Raw genomic sequence first — 18,011 nt, 5'->3', positions numbered from 1 at the left:
TTTTCAAAAGTTTTAAATTACAAATAACGAGTGCAGACGTTATTAAATTAAATGTGGAGTATTAGTATGACTTGGATTACAACCCATTCAGGGTTACATTTTGATTACCAAAACCTTAATGCCGATGCCGTTTGTATTGAAGATATAGCCAAAGGGCTATCTCATGAGTGCCGGTTTACTGGACAACTGGACCGATTTTATTCGGTTGCACAACATTCTGTGGAATGTAGTTACGTTGTTGCCGATAAATTTAAATTAGAAGCACTTTTACATGATGCTGTTGAGGCTTACTGTAAAGACATCCCATCACCCTTAAAGAAATTATTACCTGATTATCGTCTGATTGAAGATAAGGTTGATCAAATTATCAGGAAAAAATTTAATTTGCCATTAACTATTTCTCCAGAAGTTAAACAAGCTGATCTTATTTTATTAGCAACTGAGCATCGTGATATTGCCAATGACGGTAAAGAATGGCCAATGTTAAAAGGTATTCCATTGCTTGAGAGAAAAATAGAGCCAGTGCCAAGTGGCGTGGCTTATAACCGCTTCATCCGTCGATTTTATGAGTTGAGCAAACAGGAGATGCAAAAATGGCAGAATATGGCGTAAAGGTTAATAGCTCTAATTTTATTGAAATCTCATCTGGGCAACAAAAGTTTTTAATTCTAACTGCTGCACGTGATCCAATAATTGGAGACATATTAATTATCACAGATAGAAACGATCCTGATAACTCAGTTGAAGCGATTATTACCAGTTTTGACATTGAAGCAAATGGAATTGAAAACGGTTTTATCGTTGTCAGTATTGATATTAACTCCAAAGACCAAAGTGCAGTTGTAAAACAATCTCAAACAGATGAAAAGATTATTTTATTAAATAAGAAACTATCTGAATTAACTAAAAAATATAATGCATCATGCAACAATTACAACGAATTAGATAATGAAAAAACTAAAATTAATGAACTATTGAAAAAAGAAATAAAAAAAAGTGATGGTATGCAAGAAGAAATATCTTCACTAAAAGCGGAAATCTCAAAACAAAAAAATGAGTTAGCAAGAAATCATAACACAATAAAAGACCTGCAATCTGAGGTTAAGAAGCAAAAAGATAGCTCAGAATGGTATCAAGTTCGAAATGATGAGTTAGCTGATTTAAATGCATCTTTGAACCAGGAAATACATAGCATAAAAGATAAAAATGACATTATGAATAAAGCAACCGAACATGTAGTTCCTGATAGTTATATCAAGCTAAGAAGCCTAACCAAAAACTTATTATCTTATATCGATAGTAATTTATAACTGCAATTAATAAATGATAGAACGTAAGTATGAAAAAGAAGCGAACATGACTAACTACACTAAAGAACAGCGAGAAAATTAAAATGACAATTAATACAGTTATTATTGATATTGAAACATTAGATACAGTACCAACAGCAGCTATTTTATCAATCGGAGCATTCTCTTTTGATAGATACAATTTGAATGAAACAAAAACTTCTATTGATCACATTTTGCGATCTAGTGAACTAAACAAAAATGAATCGTTTTATAATAACCTTAATCTGTTGCCACAAATTCTAAATGGTCGATCTATATCAGCAGATACAATTGCTTTTTGGAAAAATAATGACTACTCACCACTTCTTAATCATTGCTTAGATCCCAAAATGTCACTAATAAATTTGAGTGGATATCTTGATGAAAAACTAAAATTTGATGATGTTCATTTATATTTTAGAGGCACTTCATTTGATGAAGCTATTCTTGTTAATGCATATAAATCACTTGATTTAGAAGTGCCTTGGAAGTTTTATAACGTTCGTGATATCAGGACTTATATTGATGCATTAACTAATAGTAATAAGGGATATATTAAAGGTTTTAAAACAGATTTTAATTTTACTAAACATCATGCATTACACGATGTATTGAGAGATACAGAACAAATGTGTGTAGCTTATGAATTAAATAAAACCAAATATTAATCAAATCTAAATCATTAAACATCGTTAAGTGCAGATAACGATAACCGTGGAGTATTATTAAAATGAATACAGTATTTTTACTTATGGCCGAATTTAACACACCAACAATACCATTATCCCAAATCGCCGAACGCTATCTTGGAATGAAACCCGAAACCGCAAATAAAAAAGCAAATTGTGGTGAATTAGCACTACCCTCTTTTAGACTTGATCAAGGACAAAAAGCACCAAGAATTGTTCACGTTAAGGATCTGGCAGACTTTATTGATAGAAAGCGAGATGAAGCCAAGAGGGAAATTGAACTCACACATTCCTGAACTAAAAATATTATTAATTAAACCGGAATATTCCGGTTTTTTATTGTCTGGGTCAGGCTCCCAATAGGAACCCAAGTATAGCATAAACCCTTTAAATTAATGTTAGTTTGTCCTATCAAGCATTGGTGCTACCGAAAAGCGGTTTAGACAAAAATTAGCCAAAAAAACCTCGACATGAATATAAAAGTTGATATTCTATCTACCACTTTTAAATAGTGCAATAATATAAGGAATGAACATGGATATAAATGAAACAAATAAAATTTCCTTTCAACTAACAGAAGTGTTAAAAAAACACATGAATTTTATTGGGGGAATACAACAATTTTTTGGCGTAACTATGATCATTGCTGGCGCGTTAACCTGTTTAGGTATTATCACTGCTATAATAGGTATTCCACAAATTATCGCTGGTATTAAACTGTTTAAATCAGGCAGCGCAATCAAATTAACAACCAACGGGCAAAAAGAGCAAGATATGGTGGCTTCGCTTGAAAATCTATATGGATTTTGGAAGTATACGCTGATAAGCTTTATTATTTCAATAGTATTTACAGCGATATATTTGGTAATGATAATCAGTTATATTAATTCACTTTCGTATTACTAGTGACTCGCCATACTTTATTAAAAATAAACATTGAAATTTTTAGGATAAATACTCACCTCGCTATTTAGCGAGGAGGAAGTATTTATTGAGAGTCAGATTCTGATTTCGCTTCTGCACTACTTTGCTCATCATCTGATTTAATATCAATAGGATCGGATATCTGTTGTTGATTCATTTCTTCTAACGATTTAGAACCTTCTAACTCTGTCGCTTTAATATCCGTGACAATACCCATTTCGTTAAAGTAAACAGTGTAATTTCTTTGGCTTACTTGACCATGCTGTGGTTGTTGTCGAAATACATAATACCAAACATTATCACCAAAAATAGAGGTTAACATTGGTGATCCCATGATAAATACAACCTGATCTTTAGTTTGACCTGTTTTTAATAGTTCAATTGCCTCTGGTGTTACATAATTACCTTGATTGATATCTGGTCGGTAAACCCAACGATCAACGACCGAACAACCAGTTAATAACACACTAGTTACAATGACAAGCGAGGTAAATTTACGAAACTGCATCTACACTTAATCCATTTTAGAAATTTAATAATGACTATTATCGCTGATATTTTGGCTAAGTGCTAGCCAAATTAACAAATTCTTTGTTATTAAGTGATGAAATGGTCATTATTTACGACTAAAACAAATTACTTCTTGACTTTTATGCGCGTATCTACAAACTTATAAACTTCTTTATAAACCTTATCTACTCATCATTAAAGGTCAAAAATGAAATTAGAAACTATCGAACAAAAAGCCAGCTATGCAATTGGCTTACAAATTGGACAACAATTAAAAGAGTCAGGATTAAAAAATTTAGAACTTAATGCGTTAAAATTGGCGATGGAAGATGTGCTATCTGGTAATCAACCCGCATTACCATTGCAAGAACTACATGATGCGCTTCGTCAAATTCATGAACAAGCCACTCAAGAAAAGGCTAAACAAGCAGAAAAGATTGCACAAGCAGGTAAAGAATTTCTGGCACAAAATCTAAAAAAAGAAGGTATAAAGTCGACTGAGTCAGGTTTACAGTATCAAATTATTACCGAAGGTAATGGCGCTTTACCTAAAGCAACCGATCGCGTACAAGTACATTACACAGGACAATTAATTGATGGAACTGTGTTTGATAGTTCAGTTGAACGTGGACAACCTGCTGAATTCCCAGTTAATGGCGTGATTCCTGGCTGGGTTGAAGCATTACAATTAATGCCAGAAGGTTCAAAATGGCGATTATACATTCCACAAGAGTTAGCTTATGGCGCACATGGTGCAGGTGCATCAATTCCACCGTATAGTGCACTTATTTTTGATGTCGAGTTATTAAAAGTATTATAAAAAACATGGACGCTTGATCGCGTCCATTTTTACTTATCAATCTGTCCGATCTATTTTAAGTTTTTAGGTAGAAAATAGGAACTTAATGCAGCCATAAGTAATAAGATGCTCGCTGCACCAAAAGCGACTAGATGGGTATGTAAATTATCATATGCCCAACCACCCAACCATGAACCTATCATGGCACCGATTTGATGACCTAAGTAAGTTAATCCAGAAAGTAATCCCACAATTTTTACACCATAAATATCGGCAGTTATTGCGCCCGATGTAGATAATGCGCCCGCCCAAACTAATCCACCAACAGCCGCGATAGTAAAAAGCTGCCATTTGGTCGATGCTAATACCAACGCAATAAAACCGATTGCGCGAACCAAATAAACAAGCATCAAAATGTTTTTACGTTGCACAATATCAGATATATAACCCAGCACTAAAGTACTAAAAATGGCAACTAAACCTATCAAGCCAATTCCTGTAGAACTGGTTACCGAATCAAACCCATGATCAACCAACATTGGGACGCCATGCGTACCTAATAAATTCATACTAAATCCACAAGTAAAAAGCCCAAAACTAAGTTGCCAAAAAGGACGTGTTTTTAAGACATCAATAAGTTTGATATCAACCGGTTGAGTTTGCACTGCCGCTTGTTCTCTCTGGTCGATAGCGGCGTGATTATCTTTCATAATAAACAGTGCAATGGGCATAGCTAGAATCGTAAAAAATACTGAAAACGCCACTAATGTATTTTGCCAACCATATAACGGAATAAAAAAGGCAAATACAGGTAGCATCACGGCAATGCCCGCCATACTGCCTGTTGATACAATAAATAGTGCAAACCCTCTTCGCTTATGAAACCATTTCGCCACAATAGGCGTAAAACTGACCGCACCAACAAATGAAGTACCAAATGACAAAGCAATACCAAACGAAAAAAGAAAGTTCCAATAATCACGAGATATTGCTGACCATATTGTTGATAGAATAATCATCACCGCACCAAGTAACAACACAAAGCGCGTACCATATTTCCCCACTAAGTAGCCGGCTATCGGCATGGCAATACCCGAAAACAACATACCAATAGCAATAATGCCTGAAAGGATACTACGACTAAAACCCAGATCATTTGCGATAGGTAGAAAAAACACCCCCATACTCATTCTCAGTCCACTTGATAGCAGCGTTAAAAGTGCAGCTGCAATAACTATGTTCCAGCCAAAATACCATGGACATCTCATCATTGCCTCCTATCACGTTTTCTTAAAAACAACTTTAAAAAGTATATAATTTTGAATTATGTATAACTTTTTTATTTTCCGCTATAATATTTATTTATCTAAATCTAAAAAAAAGTTAAGGATAGTTATATGTCAACAAATATGATTCGTATTGCAATCGCAGGCGCTGGTGGCAAGATGGGACGACAGCTCATCCAAGCTGTTTCGCAAATTGACGGGGTTACCTTAGGTGCGGCTTTTGAGCGAAAGGGCTCTTCATTGGTTGGTAGTGATGCGGGAGAGCTTGCAGGAATCGGGGTTTGTAACATAAAAGTCACCGACAATTTAGAACAAGCGAAAGACAAATTTGATGTATTAATTGATTTTACGCGTCCTGAAGGTACTTTATCCCACTTAGCTTTTTGTGTAGCACACAGTAAAATGATGATAATTGGTACCACTGGATTTGATGAAGCGGGTAAACAAGCCATTGCCGATGCAGCAAAAAAAATCGCTATTGTATTTGCCGCTAATTTTAGTGTTGGTGTTAACCTTGTTTTAAAATTACTGGAAAAAGCCACTAAAATTATGGGCGATTATACCGATATCGAAATCATTGAAGCACATCATCGTCACAAAGTTGATGCACCATCTGGTACAGCACTTGCCATGGGTGAAGCAATTGCTGATGCACTAGGTTGTCATTTGAAAGATCGCGCTGTTTATTGTCGTGAAGGTCATACTGGTGAACGGCCTAAAGGTGCTATTGGTTTTGCTACTATTCGCGCAGGTGATATCGTTGGCGAACACACAGCTATTTTTGCCGACATTGGTGAACGCGTTGAAATAAGCCACAAAGCTTCTAGCCGTATGACTTTTGCTAACGGTGCGGTGCGTGCTGCATTATGGCTTGCTAAACAGCCTGTCGGTTTATATGACATGCGGGATGTATTAAATTTGAATGATTTGTAATTGTATTGCTATGTCTGATGAATATTGGATGCAACATGCATTAATGCTTGCCAAACGCGCCGAATCTATTGGAGAAATCCCCGTCGGCGCAGTAATCATTGATGAAAATAATCAAATAATTGGCGAAGGCTTTAATCATTCCATTATTAAAAATAATCCGACTGCGCATGCTGAAATTATGGCAATAGAGCAAGCAGGACTTTTATTAAATAACTATCGTTTAATTAATACCACCCTTTATGTCACCTTGGAACCCTGTATTATGTGTGCAGGCGCCATCATTCATAGTCGTATAAAACGTGTCGTATATGGGGCAAATGATTTAAAAACGGGTGCGGCGGGATCGTTTATTGATATCCTCAATTATCAAGGTCTTAATCACTACGCCGAAGTCACAGGCGGAGTTTTAATGGATGAATGTAGTGCAATATTGAGCAATTTTTTTAAAAAACGACGCTTACAGAAAAAATTATTAAAGCAATCACGTCAAAATAATGCTGAACAAGGATAGATATTGTTGTTAGTTGAATAAATAGATTTTGCTAAACTTAAAAAAGTGCAAAAAATAAAAAAATATTAATCGATTTGCATCAAAATGGAATCAAATTTTGCCGATTTGAGTTTTATTGATACTAAGCAAATTAACGTTATTGCGTACTATCCAAAAAATTTTTAATATACTCAGCCTACAAAGCAATTATCCTCACTCATATGATTAATTGAGTGAGTAGTTGGTCAAATCACTATTATTTCAATTTTTTACAAAGTTTTTAAAGGGTTTAAAGTAAATCTTTTTACCCGAACAGATAAAATACCCATACAAGATTCTCACAATATGCAATAGCCAAAATTGCACAGTAGCAAAAATATAAAGCTTCGGTTTATTATCATTAAATGAAAATATCTAATCCTCATATCAGCTAATCTTATATTTATTCTAAACTTTCAATAAAAAATGTGGTTAGTTGTTCTTTTTATCGAGGAATATTGTTAGAATCTAAAACGATATTTTTAGAAAATTAATTCGAGCACTATTCATGAAAAAGCATACCTTAGAAATGATGATATCTGCACAAGATATCCAAAAACGCGTTTTTGAACTTGGACAACAAATCAGTAAAGACTATCAAAATAGCCAAAATGAACTCATTTTAGTCGGTCTTTTGCGGGGATCATTCATCTTTATGGCGGATCTAAGTCGTGCCATCACTGTTGGACACGAAGTTGATTTTATGACAGCATCAAGTTACGGCAATGCTGTAGTAAGTAACCGAGATGTTAAGATATTAAAAGACCTTGATGAGGATATACGTGATAAAGATGTTTTAATTGTTGAAGATATTATTGATACAGGCAATACCTTAAGTAAAGTTATGGCAATATTAAAATTGCGTCATCCCCGCAGTATTGAAATTTGTACTTTGCTTGATAAACCTTCTCGTCGTGAAGTATCGGTGCCGGTTAAATATATTGGATTTTCTATACCTGATGAGTTTGTCGTTGGTTATGGTATAGATTATGCACAGCATTATCGCCATTTACCTTATATTGGGCAGGTCACATTAATTGAATCTTAATCAATAGTTTATTAACATCAATAATGGGTAGAGCTAAAATATGTCCCAAACTAGCTTACATTTTCAATCGATAAATTAAGATAGTCCCATAATTTGAGTTGACCGGCATGAACCAACAAGCTCACTGGAGATCAAATATTGCCGGTTATCAATTTCATCAAGTATCGATCAATTTTATTAAGATCATCACCTCACATCATTATTATTGGCAATTTAAAAAACCGATTTCTCTTTGCAACAGATAATAAGGCTTATACTAACAACCTTATTACATTTTATATTGAAAATATATCTTTTATCTCGACATTTTGTCATCTCAATAGCAAAACGAGAATGACCAGAAAAAAAGTCGTACTCTAACTTGATTTAAAGTAGGTCAAGTTGCTTAATTCACGCAATTACACGGCTGAGTTTTGCCATTTCAAATGCGAATAGATTATCAATGTAGTTAAACAACGCAACAATAGATAAATCACTACTAACCAGCAAAGCACTACTAGTCGATAATTTAATGCTTTTTTACTTAGCTTATCATAGACGATGATAAGCTTAATATGATAAATTTGTCATCCAAACGAATTCGAAAAATTAACCTAATATAGATAGTATTTAAAATAATCAATCTTATCGAGGTATACGTGTCACGATTTTCCCGTTCATTATGTCTAGTTTTGATGATAACCACAGCGTCTAGTTATGCTGATATGAAATTATCCATTAAAGGGTTATCAGGAGAACTGGCTGATAATGTCGATGCGCGTATTTCGTTAATTGAGTCCAATAAAATTAATAATACGCCCAATTTTAAACGTTATTTTGAAAGTGAAGTTCAAAAAGCGCTACGCGCTTTAGGTTACTACTCCCCTACTTTTGACTATGACGAACAAGATCCTAAAGTCTTAAAAGTAAAAATTACACCAGGTGAACCCGTCATTGTTGAACAACTCAATATTAATATCACGGGTGAAGGTCAACATGATGAGGATTTTAAAGCGTTACTTAACAATAATCTGCCCAAAATTGGCGATGTGCTCAATCATGGTATCTATGAGTCATTCAAAAAAGCATTACTCAATTTGTCGCTCGACAAGGGGTATTTTGATGCCAATATGACTAAACACCAATTAGCCGTCTCAAATTATGAACATCAAGCTTTTTGGAATATTGATTTTGATACGGGTCAACGTTACAAATTTGGTAAAGTTAGCTTTCCCGATGCCAAAATTCGCAACGATTATCTAGCTAACATAGTGCCATTTAAAGAAGGTGATAGGTATACTGCCGAGCAATTATCGTTATTGAATCGGCGTTTAAGTTCAACTAACTGGTTCAATTCAGTTGTTGTGACCCCCGATTTTCCTCACTTAACAGCAAATAAAGAACTCCCGATCGTTGTCGCAACGTCACCTCGTAAAAAGAATAATATGGACTTAGGACTGGGTTATTCAACCGATAATGGCGTTCATGGAAAAATTGGCTGGAATAAGCCATGGATAAATAGTCGTGGGCAAAGTTTTCAAAGCAATCTTTCGTTATCGTCACCAGAACAAACAATATCCATGAGTTATAAAATTCCCTTAAAAAAATCTCCATTAGAACAATATTACACGATCCAAGGTGGTTACAAAAAAATTGATAATAATGATACCTACTCGCGCTCTTATACCTTTGGGGTACTACGAAATTGGGATCATTTTGAGGGTTGGCAAACGGCTTTAGGTTTGAACATGTTGCGAGATAACTTTACCCAAGGTGATTCAAGTTATAAAACCTTTTTATACTATCCTTCTGTGAGTTTATCGCGAATTCGTAGTGATGGTAATTTATTAGCCATGTGGGGCGATTCACAACGGTATTCAGTTGAAGCGGCGGCAGATGCATTGGGTTCAGATATCAATTTAGTACGCTTTCAAGCGCAACAAACTTGGATCCGCTCATTGCAAAAAACACATCGATTTATTGCTCGAGGTAATTTTGGTATTATTCAAGCGAGTAATTTTGATAGAGTACCGCCATCGTTTAGATTCTTTGCTGGTGGTGATCGTAGTATTCGTGGCTATAAATATCAATCTATTTCCCCTGAAGATAAAAAAGGCAAGTTAAAAGGCGCCTCAAAGTTGATCACCGGCTCAGGTGAATATCAATATAATGTAACAGGTGCATGGTGGGGAGCTGTATTTGTGGATACGGGTGAAGCAATCGATAAAGTTGATAAAGCAAAATTCTATACAGGTACAGGTGTTGGCGTAAGATGGGCATCTCCTGTTGGTCCGATAAAATTAGATTTAGCCACCCCATTAAATAGGAAAGATAAAGGCTCTATTCATCTCTATATTGGTCTAGGAAGTGAATTATAATATGGCAGAAAATTCTATTAATTCGAATCAATCTAAAGCCTCGCATAACCGACATAAATGGAAAAAACGTAGTGTTGTCATATTGTCTATTTTTATCTTCTTGATAACATTTGTCATTGTCATGATTTACACCAGTTTAGGCGTAAAATTGACAATGTTTGCGCTAAATAAATTTTTACCTGAATTAAAAATCGAACAGGTAGACGGCACTTTTCATAATTTACATATCAAAGGGCTTTCTCTTAATTTGACTGGTGTTAATGTGTCAGTTGATGATGCATCACTTGAACTTTCAGGTTCATGCCTGATTCAAACAGTAGTGTGTTTAAAACATTTTAATGCTGATGGAGTCAATGTTAATGTTAATACGCAAGAAATTGAAAGCTCACCTGATGAAGTGGTTGATAATACCTCGCGTTTTACAATAAAAACCCCCTTACCTATCAAATTACAATCCACTCAACTCAATAATGTCAAAGTGAGTGTTGATGATATGCAATTTGGTCTATCAAGCTTTAATGGTAAAGCAACGTGGGTCAATGAAAAAATTTATGTTTACCCTACTACTGCAATGGGACTTTATGCGATATTTGCTGATACACCTTCAACCCCGATGCCAGCGCAAAAAAATGAAACCAGTTTAGCTATTAATGAACAGATTAATCAATTATTTAATCAACCGCTAATAAGTTCATTACCTCAAGTTAGTATTCCTTTAGATATTAATGTAACGAGTTTATCTGGAAATGATTGGTTGTTACATATTGGAGGTGAAGATTATCACTTCAATCAGGTCACAATAAATACCGATATGGTAAACAATCACATTGTTGTAAAAAAAGTGGATACAGAGATTAAAACCCCTTATGCTAATGGTCACGCCTTAGTATCGGGTGAAATTACTCTCGGTAATGATTGGCCAATTGTTGCCTTAGTCAAAGCTGATACCGAGCAAAATCATTTTAATGGTCAATTTTCTGGAAAATTACTGGGTGAATTATACACTCACACTCGCTTAGATGGGCTAAACCAATTTGATCTTGATGGCCATATCAATTTTATCGAAAAATATTTACCAGTAATGACCAAACTTAATGGTAAACACATTCAATGGCCAATTGAAGGGACAGCCCAATATCAACTTAACGATTTTAATTTAACGCTGGGCGGTAACGTTCAGCAGTATGATTTAACAGCAAAAGGATCGGTAGCCGGCGAAAATATTCCCGCAACCACATTCGATGTGGCCGGTAAAGGTACAAATCAAGATGCAACTTTAGATCATAGCAGAATTAAATTACCGCAAGGCAACATAGACCTTGCTGGTCACATTAGTTGGCTAAAAGCGTTGCAATGGGATACTAATATTAAGCTTGATCATGTCGACATTACCAAAGAACTCCCTGATTATCCGATTTTATTAAATGGTCAACTTAAAACAAGTGGAAGCTTAGAAGGTGATAATTGGCAAGTGAATATTACCGATCTACAACTCAAAGGTAAAATAAAACAAGCTGATTTTGCAGCTAATGGTAATATGTTTGTTGATTCGAATCAGTCTTTATCGGCAAATAATCTCGCTATTATGTGGGGGAAAAATCAAATTAGTGTTGATGGTTCAACCCAAAAAGCGAATTTAAATGCCAAACTGAATTTAGCGTCGTTAGGATTACTGTTCGATGATATACAAGGGGCAATTGTTGGTAATATCAGAATGAATGGAACAAGTGCAAATCCCATTGTTGACTCGAATTTGACTGTCACTGCATTAAGTTTAGGCAATATGTCCATTGCTAAGGCAAACTTAGCCGGAAAAATTCAATATCAAAATCAGTTAAGTGGTCAACTGAAACTAATTGGTGATAATATCCAATTAGCAAGCGAAACAATAAAAAAAGCCAATATCGAACTGACAGGTAACGAAAAGAAACATACATTAACGCTGGCGCTTGATGGACTTCCAGCATCGTTAAAGACAACCTTAACAGGTCAAATTGATAAAGATCATACTAAATGGACAGGAAATATTGCTAATGCACTGTTAAATTTAGATAATAATAACCACTGGCAGTTAACCAAACCGATATCATTATCTTATGATGTCACCAATCAGATCCCAACAATCGGGGCGCATTGTTGGCGTAATAATTATTCTAACCTATGTTTAGACAAACCATTATCAATATCAGCCAATAGCTCAAGCACAATTTCCCTTAAAGACATTGATTTGGCTAAATTACCGATACCCAATGAAGGGGATACTAAAATTACCGGAAGTTTAGATGGAAGAGTCGATATAAAATTCAATGACAATAACAAAATTCCATCCATCAAAGCCAACATAAATAGTAATAAAGTTTATGTACAGCAAAATATAGGTAGTCAAACTTTACCCATCCCTTTTGATTTATTTAACATTAATGCTGAATTTAATGAACAACAAGCAAAATTAGATTGGCGTTTTAGTTTAAAGCAACTAGGTAAAGTAAGAGGTAATTTGATAATTGATGATCCAATTAATCAGAAAAAACTAGGTGGCCAATTAATTATTGATAATTTGGCATTAGCTATACTCAACCCATTATTGGATAAAAATGAATATGCTAAAGGCGCAATTAATGGTGCCGTAAAATTTTCCGGTTCGCTTATCGATCCGTCTTTAACGGGTGACATTAACCTAAAACAAAGTGAAATCAAATCTAACCAGCTGCCTGTTGATATTAATTCCGCTATGGTAGATATAAAATTAAATGGTAAATCATCAACATTAAAAGGAATTTTAACGACACAAGCCGGTAATATCAATATTAATGGTCATGCTAGTTGGCTGAATTTAAATAAATGGCAAGCTGAAATCACTGTCAATGGCGCAGCAATGCAAGTCACAGTGCCACCAATGATTGTGATGAATGTTGTGCCTGATATTAAAATTAATGCCTCTCAAGATGAATTAACGTTATTAGGTAAAGTCAGTATCCCAAAAGGTAAAATTACCGTTGATTCACTGCCACCATCGAGCGTGGATGTATCGTCTGACGAGGTCATGCTGGATAAAAATCGTCATCAGATCGAGCCACAAAAATTTGGAATGAAAATCAATAGTCACCTAGATATCGAAATTGGTGATGATGTTACCGTTGATGCCTTTGGTCTAAATGCTTCATTAAAAGGTAATTTAATCGCTACTCAAACAAATAAAGGATTGGATTTGCACGGTGAAATTCATATTCCAAACGGTCGATTCCATGCTTATGGGCAAGATTTAATCATTCGAAAAGGTGTCATTACCTTTTCTGGACCAACCGACCACGCTATGCTTGATGTTGAAGCCATCCGTAATCCGGATTCAATGGACAATAATAAAATTACGGCTGGTATTCGTGTTACTGGCTCGTCAGAAGATCCGAAAATCGAAGTGTTTTCAGATCCGGCAATGTCACAGCAAGAAGCTTTGTCATACTTAGTGCGAGGTCAAGGGCTTGACAGTACTGATCAAAGTGACAACGATATGATGACAGCGCTATTAGTAGGGATTGGTACATCGAAAACAGGGAAATATATTGGTGATATAGGGAATGTTTTTGGCATCAAAAATTTGACTTTAGATACACAAGGGGCAGGCAATAGCTCTAAAGTAGTTGTAAGTGGCTATATTTTACCTAACTTACAGCTTAAATATGGTGTCGGTATTTTTGATTCGCTAGCCACTTTTACTTTACGTTATAGATTAATGCCAAGTCTCTACTTAGAGGCTACATCAGGACTTGCTCAAGCACTCGATCTCATTTATCAGTTCGAATTTTAGAATTAAATAATAAAAATAGTGTTAAGTTAATAATACTATTAATTAATAAGCGAAAGTCAGCGTTTATGAAAGCGTGGATTGATTGTATTTTACTGCAATGTTGCTAATGAGTAAAAGCGAGCAGACCCCATGCTAAGCAGGGGGTCATTAAGGCGATTATTGTTCTAATTTTCCGTCTTCGAAAGGCGCATATCCAATACCTCTTTCGATGTAAGCATCTTTTACTTGACGGCATGGATAGGTTTGTCTAATTGTTTCTTCTAATTGAATTCCTTTTAAAAAATCTGAATTTTCAGCCTTAACTTGTTCTAGTTTATCGATGCAAGCATTATAAGTAGTCACAAATTCTGTATTGTTTTGAGTATAAAACTTGACAAGCTTGTTATGTTGATTTTGCCAAGCGTTATTCCAAGCAACTCTACACACCGCTAAAAGTTTTAAATCGTCAGCACAATAAATGGGCTCTTTAGCTTTAATTGTTTGCAGATCGTCGTTAGCTAATTCTTCAGTTGCTTTTTCTTGTAATGCTTCTTGCGCGATACTACAATTAGAAATAGTTCGTTTATCTAACTTACATAATGATGTCATTTTAGTTTTAAGTTGATCAAAGGATAATTGTTTCAACTCTTTTTTACCTTCATCAACTTTTTCTTTAAAAATAGTTTCCCATGCAACACATTTAGGATTACCGCTTGTACTTGAAAATAAAGCTTTTTTACATTCATCAATCTTTAAATACTCATCAATAACGTCAGTCCATGTCAAGCCATTAACTTGTTTTTGAATATCTGCCATTGCGGAATCAATGGCTTGTTTTTGCTCAGCTTCTTTACGCTGTTTCTCTTGTTCATCTTTTAATTGTTTGTCTTTCTTAATAGCACTTTCTGCCGCCAAACACTCTGGATTATTACTGACTTTTTCAGCAGCATTTTCATCTTTTGCCATAAAAGCTTTTTTAAAATCTTGGGTGCATTGTTCAAGTTTTTCGGTTGCTGCATCAATATTTTTTAGAAAATATTCTTCATTTTTTTCTTCACAACCAGCTAAAGCCATAGCGCCTATTAACGCCAGTGGTAATAGTTTAAAAGTTTTCATGTTTTCTCCTGTTCAACTTAAGTTGTACTTTCCTTATGTTATTAAAAAATAATCTATTGTTATATTTCAAGATATTATATCAATGAGTTTATAAATTTTAGTAAATTGTTGAATTATTCGTTACCCTATTCACTTATCTTATTAATTACAAGATGATTGATAATAAATGATTATGACAATTTTATCTACTTAGCATAACTTATCATTTATAGCCAATTAGCATTTCTCGCTTTACCCCAAATCCTTTTTGCTTATTAACAACAAAGCCAGCACTCAGTAAATTACGGCGCACAAAACCCGCTGCGGTAAACGTTGCAAAACGTCCACCTGAGCGAGTTAGCTTATAGCAAGCCTTAAACAAGGATTCAGACCACATGTCGGGATTTTTAGCCGGTGAAAAACCATCAAAAAACCATGCATCAATTAAAATATGTTGTTTAGTTAAAAATGTTGCAAATTGTGCAACATCATCATAACAAACCGATAAATTGACATCTTGACTTAATAACGTGGATTGACTCAAATGCTCGCGCAATTTTTTTGCTAATGGCGCTAATGGATGATCTTTTGCAATGACACTATTGTGTATTTTTTTCATTTCATCCATCGATAATGGATATTTTTCGACACTAAAAAATTGCAATTTTTTTAGTGGGTGATCGGGGTTGTGCTTTTTGAATTGTAAAAAATGATACCATAAAACTAAAAAACTCAGTCCTGAACCAAAACCGGTTTCACCGACAATAAATGTATGATGATCATGTTGTAAAAATCGCAAATTAAGCTCATTGCCTTCAATAAATACATATGTTGTTTCAGCAACCGCACCATCAGTATTGAAATATACATCATCAAAATAACCAGAAATTGCTGTATTATTGTCCCAAATAATTGTCGATTTTTGCATAAATACCCTTAATGTGTGAAACAGACAAGCTAACTGTATATTAGCCTAGATTAAGTATATAATACGCGCATTAAACTTATGAGGTAAATTATGGTTTTTCTTTTTCGCTTAATTAGTGTAATAGTTATAGGGATTATTGTTTGTGTCTTAGGCATAGTTTTTTGTTTATTTAATCCACGTAATCCAAAAAATATTGCTCGATTTGCTCATCTTTTTAGCTTCTTTTTTAAACCAATCTTAGGGCTAAAAATTGATACACGTAAATATCCTGATATCGAAAAAATAGGTAGTTGCGTCTATATCGCCAACCACCAAAATAATTTTGATATGATTGTTGCAGCCGATATTTTTCAACCTAAAACAGTTACAGTTGGTAAAAAGAGTCTTGCTTGGATTCCTTTTTTTGGTCAGCTCTATTATCTCACCGGTAATATTCTAATTGATCGCAATAATAAAACTAAAGCGCATGATACGATTGCATTAGTTGTTGATGAAATAAAAAAACAAGGCATCTCAATTTGGATGTTTCCTGAAGGTACCCGTAGTCAAGGTCGTGGCTTACTGCCATTTAAAACCGGTGCATTTAAAGCTGCGATTGCCGCCGGTGTGCCAATTGTACCTATTTGTGTTTCTGATACCAATTCGATTAAATTAAATCGTTTAAACAACGGCCATATGATTGTTGAGATGCTCGCACCGATCGAAACGAAAAACCTACGAAAAGAGGATGCTCGTACTTTAATGGAACAGTGCCACCAATTAATGAGTGACAAAATCGAACAAATCAATATGCAAGCCAAGCAACAAGATAATCAAAAATAATTTATGACTAAACAAGACCGTAACTTTGATGATATCAGCGATAAGTTTGCACAAAACATTTATGGCACAACAAAAGGAAAAATTCGTGAAGCGATTGTTTGGCAAGAGCTAGTTAAAATCTTAACATGTTACCCTGCCAATCAATCATTAAGAATTCTTGATGCCGGTGGTGGACAAGGGCAAATTGCTTGTCGATTAGCCCAAATGGGACACCAAGTCACGCTTTGTGATATTTCTGGGCACATGTTAGCTTTAGCCAAACAAAAAGCCCAAACTGAAAACCTAGCTATGAGTTTCATCCATTGCTCAATTCAACAGCTCAGTAATTATGTTCATGAACAATTTGATCTCGTCATTTGTCATGCTGTTTTAGAATGGGTGGCAGAGCCTGTTGAGGTCATCGCATCTTTAAAAAAATACTTAAAACCTGAGGGTTATCTATCTTTGATGTTCTATAACCTTGATGCATTACTATTTAAAACTGTCACTCTAGGCAATTTTGGCTACACCCAATCAGGTCTTCGTAAACGTAAAAAAAAGACGCTTTCACCCGATTATCCAAGAAAACCTCATGATGTCTACACTTGGTTAACTCACCTTGGCTTTGTTATTACCAATAAAACAGGAATCCGAGTTTTTCATGATTACTTAAACAATAAATCCAAAGCTGAAAGTCATTTTGAACAATTACTTGAGTTAGAAAAACAGTATTGCCAAACTGAACCTTATCTGAGTTTAGCTAGATACATTTTGATAAGTGCAAAATTAAACAATGACCAATAAGTTATAGATAAAATATAGCCTTCTATTAGGCTATATTCATCTTCTAAAATAAGTAGCATTAAGCCTTTACAATTAATAAAGGTTCTGTCCGCACTGCCTAACAACAATTGGTATTGCTTTCAAAATTTCAATTTGTTCTTCTACTTCGACTCATCTAATCAGCAGTTAATTAGCCAACAAGCGTACTCTATAA

Annotated in this window: 17 protein-coding genes; 13 read left to right on the top strand and 4 right to left on the bottom strand. The window is 34.7% G+C overall.

Annotated features, from left to right (window positions below; genetic code table 11):
• Positions 1 to 66 precede the first annotated feature (66 nt).
• The 5 genes from J3U63_RS04030 to J3U63_RS04010 all read left to right on the top strand — a co-directional run bounded on the left by J3U63_RS04030 (position 67) and on the right by J3U63_RS04010 (position 2,926).
• A complete protein-coding gene (locus tag J3U63_RS04030; RefSeq protein WP_267370507.1) occupies positions 67 to 612 on the top strand; it encodes a hypothetical protein in 546 nt (181 codons plus the stop codon).
• Positions 594 to 1,310 carry a hypothetical protein gene (locus J3U63_RS04025; protein WP_267370505.1) on the top strand — a complete coding sequence of 239 codons (717 nt, stop codon included), beginning with the start codon at positions 594 to 596 and terminating at the stop codon, positions 1,308 to 1,310. The genes J3U63_RS04030 and J3U63_RS04025 overlap by 19 nt, the downstream gene beginning before the upstream one ends.
• A gap of 83 nt (positions 1,311 to 1,393) precedes the next feature.
• On the top strand, positions 1,394 to 1,999 hold the full coding sequence (locus J3U63_RS04020) for a 3'-5' exonuclease (protein WP_267370504.1): 606 nt from the start codon (positions 1,394 to 1,396) through the stop codon (positions 1,997 to 1,999).
• Between the two features lie 62 nt (positions 2,000 to 2,061).
• On the top strand, positions 2,062 to 2,316 hold the full coding sequence (locus J3U63_RS04015; protein ID WP_267370502.1) for a pyocin activator PrtN family protein: 255 nt from the start codon (positions 2,062 to 2,064) through the stop codon (positions 2,314 to 2,316).
• Between the two features lie 238 nt (positions 2,317 to 2,554).
• Positions 2,555 to 2,926 carry a DUF5362 family protein gene (locus tag J3U63_RS04010; RefSeq protein ID WP_267370501.1) on the top strand — a complete coding sequence of 124 codons (372 nt, stop codon included), beginning with the start codon at positions 2,555 to 2,557 and terminating at the stop codon, positions 2,924 to 2,926.
• Between the two features lie 82 nt (positions 2,927 to 3,008).
• Here the strand turns inward: J3U63_RS04010 and bamE are convergent, their stop codons facing one another.
• Positions 3,009 to 3,452, bottom strand: coding sequence for an outer membrane protein assembly factor BamE (gene bamE, locus J3U63_RS04005; protein WP_267332571.1), 444 nt, complete (start codon positions 3,450 to 3,452; stop codon positions 3,009 to 3,011).
• Between the two features lie 210 nt (positions 3,453 to 3,662).
• Here bamE and J3U63_RS04000 point away from each other — a divergent pair, with 210 nt between their 5' ends.
• Positions 3,663 to 4,274, top strand: a complete 612-nt coding sequence (locus J3U63_RS04000; protein ID WP_267332570.1) for an FKBP-type peptidyl-prolyl cis-trans isomerase — start codon at positions 3,663 to 3,665, stop codon at positions 4,272 to 4,274.
• Between the two features lie 50 nt (positions 4,275 to 4,324).
• Here the strand turns inward: J3U63_RS04000 and J3U63_RS03995 are convergent, their stop codons facing one another.
• Entirely contained in the window at positions 4,325 to 5,521 is a 1,197-nt protein-coding gene (locus J3U63_RS03995) for an MFS transporter (protein ID WP_267370500.1), read from the bottom strand.
• Positions 5,522 to 5,650: 129 nt separating this feature from the next.
• Here J3U63_RS03995 and dapB point away from each other — a divergent pair, with 129 nt between their 5' ends.
• The 5 genes from dapB (at position 5,651) to J3U63_RS03970 (ending at position 14,211) form a co-directional block, all read left to right on the top strand.
• Positions 5,651 to 6,472 carry a 4-hydroxy-tetrahydrodipicolinate reductase gene (gene dapB, locus J3U63_RS03990; protein ID WP_267332568.1) on the top strand — a complete coding sequence of 274 codons (822 nt, stop codon included), beginning with the start codon at positions 5,651 to 5,653 and terminating at the stop codon, positions 6,470 to 6,472.
• A gap of 10 nt (positions 6,473 to 6,482) precedes the next feature.
• Entirely contained in the window at positions 6,483 to 6,983 is a 501-nt protein-coding gene (gene tadA / locus J3U63_RS03985) for a tRNA adenosine(34) deaminase TadA (RefSeq protein WP_267344367.1), read from the top strand.
• 526 nt (positions 6,984 to 7,509) lie between these two features.
• On the top strand, positions 7,510 to 8,049 hold the full coding sequence (gene hpt / locus J3U63_RS03980; protein ID WP_267332566.1) for a hypoxanthine phosphoribosyltransferase: 540 nt from the start codon (positions 7,510 to 7,512) through the stop codon (positions 8,047 to 8,049).
• Positions 8,050 to 8,723: 674 nt separating this feature from the next.
• Complete coding sequence (locus tag J3U63_RS03975) at positions 8,724 to 10,406, top strand: autotransporter assembly complex protein TamA (protein ID WP_267344383.1); 1,683 nt, start codon at positions 8,724 to 8,726, stop codon at positions 10,404 to 10,406.
• Between the two features lies 1 nt (position 10,407).
• Positions 10,408 to 14,211 (top strand): translocation/assembly module TamB domain-containing protein, encoded by a 3,804-nt coding sequence (locus J3U63_RS03970; RefSeq protein WP_267348204.1) that lies wholly within the window; start codon positions 10,408 to 10,410, stop codon positions 14,209 to 14,211.
• Positions 14,212 to 14,367: 156 nt separating this feature from the next.
• Here the strand turns inward: J3U63_RS03970 and J3U63_RS03965 are convergent, their stop codons facing one another.
• Both J3U63_RS03965 and mnmD read right to left on the bottom strand, forming a co-directional pair.
• Complete coding sequence (locus J3U63_RS03965) at positions 14,368 to 15,306, bottom strand: hypothetical protein (RefSeq protein ID WP_267370499.1); 939 nt, start codon at positions 15,304 to 15,306, stop codon at positions 14,368 to 14,370.
• Between the two features lie 202 nt (positions 15,307 to 15,508).
• Positions 15,509 to 16,213 (bottom strand): tRNA (5-methylaminomethyl-2-thiouridine)(34)-methyltransferase MnmD, encoded by a 705-nt coding sequence (mnmD, locus tag J3U63_RS03960; protein WP_267370497.1) that lies wholly within the window; start codon positions 16,211 to 16,213, stop codon positions 15,509 to 15,511.
• 90 nt (positions 16,214 to 16,303) lie between these two features.
• Here mnmD and J3U63_RS03955 point away from each other — a divergent pair, with 90 nt between their 5' ends.
• Together J3U63_RS03955 and cmoM are read left to right on the top strand one after the other, a co-directional pair.
• Positions 16,304 to 17,035 carry a 1-acylglycerol-3-phosphate O-acyltransferase gene (locus tag J3U63_RS03955; RefSeq protein WP_323849477.1) on the top strand — a complete coding sequence of 244 codons (732 nt, stop codon included), beginning with the start codon at positions 16,304 to 16,306 and terminating at the stop codon, positions 17,033 to 17,035.
• A gap of 3 nt (positions 17,036 to 17,038) precedes the next feature.
• Positions 17,039 to 17,818 carry a tRNA uridine 5-oxyacetic acid(34) methyltransferase CmoM gene (gene cmoM / locus J3U63_RS03950; RefSeq protein WP_267370495.1) on the top strand — a complete coding sequence of 260 codons (780 nt, stop codon included), beginning with the start codon at positions 17,039 to 17,041 and terminating at the stop codon, positions 17,816 to 17,818.
• Positions 17,819 to 18,011: the final 193 nt, after the last annotated feature.

The sequence above is a fragment of the Gilliamella sp. B2838 genome (assembly GCF_026536185.1).
GTDB lineage: Bacteria > Pseudomonadota > Gammaproteobacteria > Enterobacterales > Orbaceae > Gilliamella.
The sequence above is the reverse complement of the archived record's forward strand: the minus strand, read 5'-3'. Positions and strand labels throughout refer to the sequence as shown.